We start from the raw sequence: 10,062 nt of genomic DNA, 5'->3' as shown, positions 1-10,062 counted from the left end.
TTTTTGATCATCGGCCTCGGCTCCGATCTCTGCTCGATCGAGCGCATCCAGTCCTCGCTCGACCGGTTCGGCGAGCGCTTCGAGCGGCGCGTGTTCACCGATATCGAGCGCGCCAAGGCCGCGCGGCGGCCGTTCACCCGCGCGGGCACCTACGCCAAGCGCTTTGCCGCCAAGGAAGCATTCTCCAAGGCCGTCGGGACCGGATTCAAGCGCGGCGTGTTCATGAAGGACATCGGCGTCGTCAATGCGCCGTCCGGCCGGCCGACATTGAGGCTGGAAGGCGGCGCGAAGGCGGCGCTCGACGCGCTTGTGCCCGCTGGCCACAAGGCCCAGATACATTTGACATTGACCGACGATCATCCCTGGGCACAGGCGTTCGTCATCATCGAGGCGGTGCCGTTGTGAGAGGGATTGACGTGAACGAAGGCGACAAGGTCGAGAGCGCAGCGCCGGCGACTCCTCCCGCGACGAAGAAGAAAGGCACCGACTGGGCGGCCGAGGCCAAGGGCATTTTCTGGCTGATCCTGGCCGTGCTCGGCTTTCACAGCTTCATCGCCAAGCCCTTCTACATCCCGTCCGAATCGATGATGCCGGGGCTGTTGGTCGGCGATCGGCTGGTCGTCACCAAATATCCCTATGGCTGGTCGTTCGTGTCGCCGACCTTCCATCTGCTGCCCTATATTCACGGCCGCCTGTTCGGTCGCCTGCCGGAGCGCGGCGACGTGGTGATCGTCTCCCCGCCGGGCGAGAAGCAGGATTATATCAAGCGCGTGATCGGCCTGCCGGGCGACCGGCTGGAGATGCGGAACGGCACCGTCATCATCAACGGCGTGCCGATCAAGCGCAGCCAGCCGACGCCCAGGCTGATCCCGGTCGACGAGAACGCGCCGTGCAGCGACCTGCAATTCCCCGGCCGGCTGGTCACCGGGCCCGACAACAAGCCCTATTGCGAGCTGCCGATCGTGCACGAAACCCTGCCGAACGGCCGCAGCTACGACACGATCGAGCTGGGCGCGAGCCGCGCAGACGATTTCCCGCCGCTGACGATCCCGCCCAACCAGGTCTTCCTGATGGGCGACAACCGCGATCGCTCGGCCGACAGCCGCGTGCCGCTGATCGAAGGCGGCCTGGGGGGGCCAGTGCCGTGGGAGAATATCGGCGGCCGCGCCGAGTTCATCACCTTCTCGCTGGACGGCTCCGCCGAATGGTACAACCCGATCAGTTGGATCGAGGCGTTGCGCCCCGGCCGCGCCGGCACCTCGCTCCATCCGCAAGAGGCCGATAGCAAGTGACGGAGCCGGCGCCCGTCACGGCCGCCGCTCCCAATGAAATGCGCGATCCGCTCGTTCGCGCGGAACTGAAGCGGGCGACCGTCTGGTTCGGCCTCGCGATTGGCATCGGCCTGATCGTATTGCTGATCCAGCCGATCATGCTGCTCTTTGCCGGCCTGGTCTTCGCGGCGATGCTGGACGGCGGCGCGCGGCTGCTCGGGCGCGTGCTGGCAATCCCGCGCGGGCTGCGGATCGCGATCGTTCTGCTCGGCGCAATCGCGTTTGTGCTCGGCGTCTTTTACATGACCGGCGTCCAGATCTCGGCACAATGGTCGCAGCTTCAGGTCACGCTGCAGGCGCAGGGAACGCGCTTCGTGCACTGGCTGTCGGGCATGGGCTTCATGCCCGCACAGGCCGACCTGATGAGCTTCGGGCGTCAGCTGGTCGGCTCGGTCGGCAAGCTGACCGGCTATGTCGGAACCGTGTTCGGCGTGCTGTCCAGCGTGCTGCTGGTGGTCGCCTTCGGGCTGTTCATCGCGCTGGAACCGCGGCTGTATCAGCGCGGCCTTGCCTGGCTGGTGCCCAGCCGCAACCGCGCGCAGACCCAAATCACGATCGAGCGGATGGCGCACACGCTGCGGCGGCTGATGGCCGGCCGTCTCGCCGGCATGTTCTTCGAAGGCGTGCTGACCTGGATCGCGCTCAGCCTGGGCCATGTGCCGATGGCGCTGCTGCTCGGCATCCTGACCGGCCTGCTTGCCTTCATCCCCAACATCGGCGCGTTCGTCAGTGGCGTGCTGATGGTCGCGGTCGGTTTCAGCGCCGGTCCGGACACCGGCCTCTGGGCGATCGGCACCTATTTCGCCGTCCAGAATTTCGACGGCTATGTGATGCTGCCCTATGTCGCGCGGAGAACGGTCGACATGCCGCCCGCGATCACGCTGGGGGCACAGATCCTGCTCGGCACCCTGCTCGGCTTCATGGGCCTGCTGCTCGCCGATTCGATCACCGCCATGATCAAGGTCGCGCTGGAGCGCGGATCGGAGCGGGAAGAGGAAAAGGCGGCAGCGGCTGCTTAGCCCCTCTCCCACCGGGAGAGGGAGGGGCCCAAGCCGCAGGCTTGGGAGGGTGAGGGCGAAGGCCTTCGATCGCCCTCACCCCGCTCGCGCTCCCGCGCGAGTCGACCCTCTCCCGCGGGGAGAGGGTTGGCGTTACCGCCCCGCCGGCGCTCCCGGGGCTCCGCCGCCCTGGCCGCCCATCATCTGCTGCATCTGCATCTGCTGCAGCACCGCCATCGGGATGAACTCGAGCAGGTCGACGTCGAACACGAGGACCGAATTGGGCGGGATCGCGCCGCCGGTGTCGCGGTCGCCATAGCCGAGCTCAGGCTTGATCCAGAGGCGATACTTGCCGCCCTTCTGCATCAGCTTCAGGCCTTCGGAAAAGCCGGGCACGACCTGCGCGACCGGCAGCGGAGCGCGCTCGTTCTGGTCGAACACCGTGCCGTCGCGAAGCGTGCCCTTGTACTTGATCAGCGCGACATCGGTGTCCGTCGGGTGCGCGCCGGTGCCTTCCTTCAGCACCTTGTACTGCAGGCCGGAAGCGGTCGTCTGCACGCCCGGCTGGCGCGCGTTCCAGGCGAGGAACTGCTCGTTCGTGCCGGTCTGCGCGACAGCGGCAGAGGTGCCGAGCCAGGCGAACGCGATCGCGGCGATCACCAACACGGCAAGGCCCGCCCACAGCACGCCGATCATGCGGCGCGGGGTCGGCTGGATCGGCACGGCGGTCACGGACATCGGCGGGCTCCCGAGAAAAGGTCGTCCGCCCCCGTTACGTCATTCCCGCGAAAGCGGGAATCCCGCTTTTCTTCTGATGGAGACGAAAGGAAGCGGGACTCCCGCTTTCGCGGGAGTGACGCGGAAGAGGCTTACTTCACCCCGTCGCGCTCGGCGCGCTTGCGCTCGAGCTTGCGCGCGCGACGGATCGCGGCGGCGCGCTCGCGGGCGCGCTTTTCCGACGGCTTCTCATAGTGACGGCGCAGCTTCATCTCGCGGTAGACGCCCTCGCGCTGCAGCTTCTTCTTGAGCGCGCGCAGCGCCTGGTCGACATTGTTGTCGCGGACGAGAATTTGCATAAGGCCGTCAGTCTCCGTTCTTCTTGCTGCGGCGCTTCGGGCCGGTGCACCAGCCCCTCGAAACGCCAACCAATAGCTAATGGTTCGTCGCAGACAGGGCCTGCGCCGTTGCGCCGCCTCTACACGCGATCCTGTGAGTCGACAAGCAAAAAGCCCCGCCGGTTCAGGGCGGGGCTTCTCGATCCCGTCAGGGATGCGCGTCAGTATTTCTGCTGGCGCTCGTACAGCGACTTGTAATGCTGGATGCGCGTCACGCGCAGCCCTGGCATGCCCGAACGATCGACCGCGCGCTGCCAGGCGGCGAATTCCTCGACCGTCAGATTGTAACGCTCGCAGACCTCGTCGACGCTCAGCAATCCGCCATTGACCGCGGCGACCACCTCCGCCTTGCGGCGCACCACCCAGCGGCTGGTGTTGGGGGGCGGCAGCGTGTCCAGCGTCAGCGATTCGCCGAGCGGGCCAATCACCTGGGCGGGGCGGATTTTCTGGTTCTCGATCATTCTTTCCTCAAGCAACAACGGCTCTTTGGGGAGCCTCGGTACGCGACGAGCGGTCTATGGATTCCTGGTTCAGGAACTCTGAACGCGATCGGTAAATATCCACCTTATGTTCGTTTCTCCGGCGTTAGCAGTGCCGCGACACCAGAGTTGAAGCTGGCCCCGGCGACGCTTCCCTTGCGGCGGCGTTCACCGAACAGCTCGACCAGGGATACGGCCGAAATCGGCCCGGCTTCAGCGCCGGCGATGACCTGGGCGGTCGGGCTGGCGGCCTGGCGGGCGACGGCCACCGCGACCAGCGTCGCGAAACTGGGCCGCACGGGCTGGGTGCTGCGCGTCCAGTCCGCCAGATGTCGATCGTGGTACAAAGCCTTCCCCCGGAATATCTTGCACCCTGTCTAGCGGCAGGAGTTGAACCGCCGGTAAAGGCCGGTGCGGTATTTTTGCCACACGAGGGCAAGACGTTGCCGCTCGTGACGCAGCGCCCCGCCGCCCCTATATGGCCGCGCAATGCAGGCCGATTTCCAGCTCGGGCCCGATCTGAAGGGCAAGCGAATCGTCGTCGCCATGTCCGGCGGCGTCGATTCGTCGGTCGTGGCCGCGCTCGCCGCTCGTTCGGGCGCGGAGACGATCGGCGTGACACTCCAGCTCTACGATCACGGTGCCGCGGTCGGACGGACCGGCAGCTGCTGCGCGGGGCAGGACATCCGCGATGCCCGCGCGGTCTGCGACAAGCTCGGAATCGCGCATTATGTGTTCGATCACGAAAGCGCGTTCCGGACGAGCGTGATCGACCAGTTCGCCGACGAATATCTGGCCGGCCGCACGCCGATCCCCTGCGTGCGCTGCAACATGGGCGTGAAGTTCACGGACCTGTTCCGCCTCGCCCGCGAACTCGGCGCCGATGCGCTTGCGACCGGCCATTATGTCCGCCGGGTCTTGGGGCCGGAGGGGCCGGAGCTGCACCGCGCCGCCGATCCGGCGCGCGACCAGAGCTATTTCCTATTCGCGACCACGCGCGAGCAGCTCGATTTCCTGCGCTTTCCGCTCGGCGGCATGCCGAAGCCGGAAGTGCGGGCGATTGCCGCGGAACTGGGACTGGGCGTCGCTGCCAAGCCGGACAGCCAGGATATCTGCTTCGTGCCCGACGGCGATTATGCCCGGCTGGTCAGGAAGCTGCGGCCCGAGGCGGAGACGGAAGGCGAGATCGTCGACCTCACCGGCCGCGTGCTCGGCCGCCACAAGGGGCTGATCCACTTCACGGTCGGCCAGAGGAAGGGCCTCGAACTCGGCGGCCAGCCCGAACCGCTCTACGTGATCCGCCTCGACGCCGCCGAACAGCGCGTGATCGTCGGGCCGAAGCGCGCGCTCGCCGTCGGCGCCGCGCGCCTGTCGGACATCAACTGGATCGGCGGCAGCTATACGGGATCCCTCACCGCCAAGGTGCGCTCCCTCGCTAAGCCGGTCCCCGCAGCACTGGACGGCGACCGCATCCTCTTCCCCCAGGGGGAATACGGCGTCAGCCCCGGCCAGGCCGCCGTGCTCTACGCCGGCGACCGCGTGCTGGGGGGCGGCTGGATCGAAGCAACGGAAGCGGCGGAGCTGGCGGTTGCGGCGTGATGCCGCGGGAACGCACAATTTCAGCCTGTCCTACACCCGATGCCCTTGGCTACGCTCTCGACCGTCGAGTCACGGCTCGACGGCTCTTTGACCATGTGTAGGAACAGGTCTGCGTCTCACGCGCGGGGATCGGAAATTTTCCCGATTCCATGTGAATGTCGTCCATGTTGTCCAGATCGTCCATGTCACCGCCGGATGACATAGTCGCGGCCCTTGAACGGCTCCGGCTGGCAGCCGAGCAGCGGGTCGAAGCGGGCGGTGCGGTGGGCGAGGAGGGGGACGCTGGCGGTGACGCTCTTGTCGGCCGCGTTTTCGGAGAGGCGGATCATCTCCATGCCGGGCTCGAAATCCTTATAGCACTGCTGCAACGGCCGATTGCCGATGTAGCGGCAGGCGCAGGCGACCCGGGCGGCATAGCCGGTGCCGAGCTCCAGCTGCGGCCGCATCGCGCGGGCGTAGAGCGCGGCGGCGAGGAGGAGGGCTGCGAGAATAAGGGATGCCGTCCAGAACATGGCTCGCTTGCTGAAGCTCATCTGCTCCCCCCATCGGTTTGGGCTGAGCTTGTCGAAGCCCTCCCTTCTTCTTCGTCCAAGTGAACAGAAAGAGAGGGCTTCGACAAGCTCAGCCCGAACCGTGGAGGGGGTTTTCGGCCGACGGGATTTTGTTAGGCTGTGGCATGAAGAAGACCGCCCTTCTCGCCTCCGCCCTCGCGCTCGCCATCCCCGGCTCGGCCGCCACGCGCGATCCGATCGCGCCGCTGTTCGCGCCGGACCAGGGCGATACGCGCGCGGTGCTGCTGCTGGTCGACGGGCGGCCGGTCGCGAAGCGCTATGCGGCTGGCTATTCGGATGCGAACCGGTTCATCAGCTGGTCGATGGCGAAAAGCGTGACCGCGCTGCTGGTCGGCGAGCTGGTCGCGGACGGCAAGCTGCAGCTGGATGCGCCGGCGCCGGTCGCGGAATGGCGGGACGATGCACGGCGCAACATCACGCTCAGGCAGCTGCTGCATATGTCGTCCGGCCTCAGGCACATCGAGGTCGGGCAGCCGATCGAGAGCAGCGACACCAACCAGGTGCTGTTCGTGGGCGGCACGCAGGACATGGCGGCGCGGGCGATCGCGCGGCCGCTGGCGTTCAGGCCCGGCACCCACTTCAACTATGATTCGCTGACCAGCATCATCCTGGCCGAGATCGTCACGCGGGCGCTGACCGACAGCCGCGATCCGCGCGTTCGCGCCCGCGCCTATCGCGACTTCGCCGAGCAGCGGCTGTTCCGTCCGGCGGGCGTGACGAGCGCGTTCCTGGAGTTCGACGGATCGGGCACGCAGGTCGGCGGCTCGCTCATTCACATGAGCCTCGACGATTGGGGGCGGATGGGCCGGCTGCTGGTCGACGGCAAGGGACCGGACGGAACGCAGATCGTCGCGCCCGACTGGCTCGCTTTCCTGAAGACGCCGGCGCCGACCAACCCGCATTATGGTGGTCACGTCTGGCTGTCGCCGAACGGCCTCGTGTCGATGCGCGGGCACCTTGGCCAGTTCGTGTTCACCGGCGCGAAGGGCGGTCATTCGGTCGTGCTCGTCCGGCTCGGCAATACGCGCGAAGACCGGCTGGAATCGGTGACCCCGCTGTACGAACGGATCGCGCAGGCGGCGTTGCCGGCCGGCTGAGGCCGGTTCTCAGCGGACGGCGGCGGCCTTGGCGGGGCACTCGCCGATGCGCGTGCCGATCGATTCCATCGTCATCTTCATCTTCTGGCTCGCGTTCGGCATCTGCATGTCCATCGTCGCCAGCACCCGGTAGGATTTGGGCGTGTAGGCCCCGTCCAGCGTCATCGCCATCTCGCCGCCCGCCTGGCCGGGGCAGTGCATCGTCGCCTTGATCTTGCCGCCCTTCATGTTGAAGTCGTCATATTTGCAGCGGCTGTTTTCGGGGCCGGCGAAGAGGTTCGGTTTCTGCACGTCCTCCGGGGTCAGGCACTGCATGTTGGTGGTGGTGCGTGCCATCGCCCGCTTCATCTGCGCGGCAGCCGCTTCCGGAACGCCCGCGACGTCCAGCAGCTTCATGCTGGTCATGACCTGCCACTGGCCCGGGTCCGGACGCATCTCTCCCGCGCCCGCCGCCTTCGCCTTGGCCGCGACCTCCTCCGCGGTCGCGTTCTTGAGCTTCAGGTCCGGCTGCTTGTTGCACGCAGCGAGCACCAGCAGCGCGAGCGCGATCGTTACCCTCATGTCTTCCCCCTCTCGGCGCCCGTCGTTGCGACGGCGGCATCGCGGGACCATATCCTGACGCGATGGCGATTCAAATCCGCACCTCGCTGGCCGAACCCGAGACCGGCGACTCCTTCGTCCCGCACAAGCCCAACCGGCCGACCAAGTCGGAAGGCGGCAAGCGATTCAAGCTCGTCTCCGATTACGAACCCGCCGGCGACCAGCCGGGCGCGATCGCCGAGCTGACCGAGGCGGCGTTGCAGGGCGAGCGCGACCAGGTGCTGCTGGGCGTTACCGGCTCCGGCAAGACCTTCACGATGGCGAAGGTCGTCGAGACGCTGCAGCGCCCGGCGCTGGTGCTGGCGCCCAACAAGATTCTCGCCGCGCAGCTCTACGGGGAGTTCAAGAACTTCTTCCCCGACAACGCCGTCGAATATTTCGTCAGCTATTACGACTATTACCAACCGGAAGCCTATGTCCCCCGGTCCGACACCTACATCGAGAAGGAAAGCTCGGTGAACGAGGCCATCGACCGAATGCGCCACTCGGCCACCCGCGCGCTCCTCGAGCGCGACGACGTGCTGATCGTCGCCTCGGTCTCGTGCCTCTATGGCATCGGCTCGGTCGAGACCTATTCGGCGATGATCTTCGATCTGAAAAAGGGCCAGATCGTCGATCAGTCGGAGATCATCCGAAAGCTCGTCGCGCTCCAGTACAAGCGCAACGATGCGGCCTTCGCGCGCGGCAATTTCCGGGTGCGCGGCGACAATCTGGAGATTTTCCCGTCCCATTATGAGGACAGCGCCTGGCGCGTCAGCTTCTTCGGCGACGAGATAGAGGAGATCGTCGAGTTCGATCCGCTGACCGGCAAAAAGGCGGCGAGCCTCGACTACGTCCGCGTCTATGCGAACAGCCACTATGTAACGCCGGGCCCGACGCTGAAGCAGGCGACCGAGGCGATCCGCCACGAACTCGCCGAGCGGTTGAAGGAGCTGGTCGCCGAAGGCCGGCTTCTCGAAGCGCAGCGGCTGGAGCAGCGCACCAATTTCGATCTGGAGATGATCGCCGCGACCGGATCGTGCGCGGGCATCGAGAATTACTCGCGCTTCCTGACCGGCCGCCTGCCGGGCGAACCGCCGCCGACGCTGTTCGAGTATCTGCCCGAGAACGCGCTGCTGTTCGTCGACGAAAGCCACGTGACGATCGGGCAGGTCAACGGCATGAGCCGGGGCGATCATCGGCGGAAGCTCACGCTCGCGGAGTACGGCTTCCGCCTGCCATCAGCGATCGACAACCGCCCGCTGCGCTTCAACGAATGGGACGTGATGCGGCCGCAGACCGTCTATGTCTCGGCGACGCCGGGCGGCTGGGAAATGGAGCAGACCGGCGGCGTCTTTTCCGAACAGGTGATCCGTCCGACCGGTTTGATCGACCCGCCGGTCGAGGTGCGGCCGATCGAGGATCAAGTCGACGACCTCGTCAACGAATGCCGGATCACCGCGAAGAATGGCTATCGCACACTGGTCACCACCCTCACCAAGCGCATGGCCGAAGATTTGACCGAGTATCTGCACGAGGCGGGGCTGAAGGTCCGCTACATGCACTCCGACACGGAGACGCTGGAGCGCATCGAGCTGATCCGCGATCTGCGGCTCGGCGTGTTCGACGTGCTGGTCGGCATCAACCTGCTCCGCGAGGGGCTCGACATCCCGGAATGCGGGCTGGTCGCGATCCTTGACGCCGACAAGGAAGGCTTCCTGCGCTCCGAAACCTCGCTGATCCAGACGATCGGCCGCGCCGCCCGCAACGTCGATGGACGGGTGATCCTCTACGCCGATACGATCACCGGCTCGATGGAACGGGCGATGCGCGAGACCTCGCGCCGCCGCGAGAAGCAAGAAGCGTTCAACCGCGAACACGGCATCACGCCGACCACGATCAAGCGCAATGTCGGCGACATCATCCAGAACGTCGCGACCAAGGACAGCGTGCTGGTCGAAATCGACGAGGACCGGCCGCACATGGTCGGCCACAATCTGCGCGCCTACATCGAGGATCTGGAAAAGAAGATGCGCGACGCCGCCGCGAACCTCGAGTTCGAAGAAGCCGCGCGCATCCGCGACGAAATCCGCCAGCTCGAACAACAGGAACTCGGCCTGCCCACGGAGGAGCACAAGGCACCGATGATGGGCCGCAGCAACGAGGGCAAACCCGGCACCCGCAAGATGCGCTACGGCAAGACCCAGCGGAAGTTCGGCGGCCGGCGGTAGCGATGCCGCAATCGATCGCACCGGTGAGGAGGCTAATCGGTACCAGATTCGCGAGTTTCTT

General features: G+C 66.3%; 12 protein-coding genes. 6 read left to right on the top strand and 6 right to left on the bottom strand.

Annotated features, from left to right (window positions below):
* Window positions 1–3: 3 nt before the first annotated feature.
* The 3 genes from acpS to SCH01S_RS10480 are packed head-to-tail and all read left to right on the top strand — an operon-like array spanning window position 4 to window position 2,350.
* Complete coding sequence (gene acpS / locus SCH01S_RS10490) at window positions 4–405, top strand: holo-ACP synthase (protein WP_046348763.1); 402 nt, start codon at window positions 4–6, stop codon at window positions 403–405.
* Window positions 402–1,292: a signal peptidase I gene (gene lepB / locus SCH01S_RS10485; protein WP_084689512.1), complete on the top strand. Its 891-nt coding sequence runs from the start codon at window positions 402–404 to the stop codon at window positions 1,290–1,292. The genes acpS and lepB overlap by 4 nt, the downstream gene beginning before the upstream one ends.
* Before the next feature lie 38 nt (window positions 1,293–1,330).
* On the top strand, window positions 1,331–2,350 hold the full coding sequence (locus tag SCH01S_RS10480; RefSeq protein ID WP_046348766.1) for an AI-2E family transporter: 1,020 nt from the start codon (window positions 1,331–1,333) through the stop codon (window positions 2,348–2,350).
* Between the two features lie 132 nt (window positions 2,351–2,482).
* Here the strand turns inward: SCH01S_RS10480 and SCH01S_RS10475 are convergent, their stop codons facing one another.
* The 4 genes from SCH01S_RS10475 to SCH01S_RS10460 all read right to left on the bottom strand — a co-directional run bounded on the left by SCH01S_RS10475 (window position 2,483) and on the right by SCH01S_RS10460 (window position 4,270).
* Complete coding sequence (locus SCH01S_RS10475; protein ID WP_046348762.1) at window positions 2,483–3,067, bottom strand: FKBP-type peptidyl-prolyl cis-trans isomerase; 585 nt, start codon at window positions 3,065–3,067, stop codon at window positions 2,483–2,485.
* A gap of 131 nt (window positions 3,068–3,198) precedes the next feature.
* Window positions 3,199–3,405, bottom strand: coding sequence for a 30S ribosomal protein S21 (gene rpsU / locus SCH01S_RS10470; protein WP_046348761.1), 207 nt, complete (start codon window positions 3,403–3,405; stop codon window positions 3,199–3,201).
* 200 nt (window positions 3,406–3,605) lie between these two features.
* A complete protein-coding gene (gene sciP / locus SCH01S_RS10465; RefSeq protein WP_046348760.1) occupies window positions 3,606–3,905 on the bottom strand; it encodes a CtrA inhibitor SciP in 300 nt (99 codons plus the stop codon).
* Window positions 3,906–4,009: 104 nt separating this feature from the next.
* A complete protein-coding gene (locus tag SCH01S_RS10460; RefSeq protein ID WP_157032897.1) occupies window positions 4,010–4,270 on the bottom strand; it encodes a hypothetical protein in 261 nt (86 codons plus the stop codon).
* 142 nt (window positions 4,271–4,412) lie between these two features.
* Between SCH01S_RS10460 and mnmA the strand changes: the two genes are divergently transcribed.
* Window positions 4,413–5,522, top strand: coding sequence for a tRNA 2-thiouridine(34) synthase MnmA (gene mnmA / locus SCH01S_RS10455; RefSeq protein ID WP_046348758.1), 1,110 nt, complete (start codon window positions 4,413–4,415; stop codon window positions 5,520–5,522).
* Between the two features lie 185 nt (window positions 5,523–5,707).
* On the opposite strand, the gene SCH01S_RS10450 is transcribed toward mnmA, so the two are convergent.
* Window positions 5,708–6,055: a hypothetical protein gene (locus SCH01S_RS10450; RefSeq protein ID WP_046348757.1), complete on the bottom strand. Its 348-nt coding sequence runs from the start codon at window positions 6,053–6,055 to the stop codon at window positions 5,708–5,710.
* A 143-nt stretch (window positions 6,056–6,198) separates the two neighbouring features.
* Between SCH01S_RS10450 and SCH01S_RS10445 the strand changes: the two genes are divergently transcribed.
* A complete protein-coding gene (locus tag SCH01S_RS10445; protein WP_052733900.1) occupies window positions 6,199–7,191 on the top strand; it encodes a serine hydrolase domain-containing protein in 993 nt (330 codons plus the stop codon).
* 9 nt (window positions 7,192–7,200) lie between these two features.
* Here the strand turns inward: SCH01S_RS10445 and SCH01S_RS10440 are convergent, their stop codons facing one another.
* Window positions 7,201–7,752 carry a DUF3617 domain-containing protein gene (locus SCH01S_RS10440; RefSeq protein ID WP_169746387.1) on the bottom strand — a complete coding sequence of 184 codons (552 nt, stop codon included), beginning with the start codon at window positions 7,750–7,752 and terminating at the stop codon, window positions 7,201–7,203.
* Between the two features lie 62 nt (window positions 7,753–7,814).
* On the opposite strand from SCH01S_RS10440, the gene uvrB reads away from it, so the two are divergent.
* Window positions 7,815–10,001 carry an excinuclease ABC subunit UvrB gene (gene uvrB / locus SCH01S_RS10435; protein WP_046348754.1) on the top strand — a complete coding sequence of 729 codons (2,187 nt, stop codon included), beginning with the start codon at window positions 7,815–7,817 and terminating at the stop codon, window positions 9,999–10,001.
* The last annotated feature ends 61 nt before the right edge of the window (window positions 10,002–10,062 follow it).

It is taken from the genome of Sphingomonas changbaiensis NBRC 104936, from assembly GCF_000974765.1.
GTDB lineage: Bacteria > Pseudomonadota > Alphaproteobacteria > Sphingomonadales > Sphingomonadaceae > Sphingomonas_B > Sphingomonas_B changbaiensis.
The sequence above is the reverse complement of the archived record's forward strand: the minus strand, read 5'-3'. Positions and strand labels throughout refer to the sequence as shown.

What these genes read in the sequence shown, in the direction of transcription:
- SCH01S_RS10480 (WP_046348766.1), top strand. Translation starts at nt 1,331, where the DNA reads ATGCGCGATCCGCTCGTTCGCGCGGAACTGAAGCGGGCGACCGTCTGG.
- SCH01S_RS10475 (WP_046348762.1), bottom strand. Translation starts at nt 3,067, where the DNA reads ATGTCCGTGACCGCCGTGCCGATCCAGCCGACCCCGCGCCGCATGATC.
- rpsU (WP_046348761.1), bottom strand. Translation starts at nt 3,405, where the DNA reads ATGCAAATTCTCGTCCGCGACAACAATGTCGACCAGGCGCTGCGCGCG.
- sciP (WP_046348760.1), bottom strand. Translation starts at nt 3,905, where the DNA reads ATGATCGAGAACCAGAAAATCCGCCCCGCCCAGGTGATTGGCCCGCTC.
- mnmA (WP_046348758.1), top strand. Translation starts at nt 4,413, where the DNA reads ATGCAGGCCGATTTCCAGCTCGGGCCCGATCTGAAGGGCAAGCGAATC.
- SCH01S_RS10450 (WP_046348757.1), bottom strand. Translation starts at nt 6,055, where the DNA reads ATGAGCTTCAGCAAGCGAGCCATGTTCTGGACGGCATCCCTTATTCTC.
- SCH01S_RS10445 (WP_052733900.1), top strand. Translation starts at nt 6,199, where the DNA reads ATGAAGAAGACCGCCCTTCTCGCCTCCGCCCTCGCGCTCGCCATCCCC.
- SCH01S_RS10440 (WP_169746387.1), bottom strand. Translation starts at nt 7,752, where the DNA reads ATGAGGGTAACGATCGCGCTCGCGCTGCTGGTGCTCGCTGCGTGCAAC.
- uvrB (WP_046348754.1), top strand. Translation starts at nt 7,815, where the DNA reads ATGGCGATTCAAATCCGCACCTCGCTGGCCGAACCCGAGACCGGCGAC.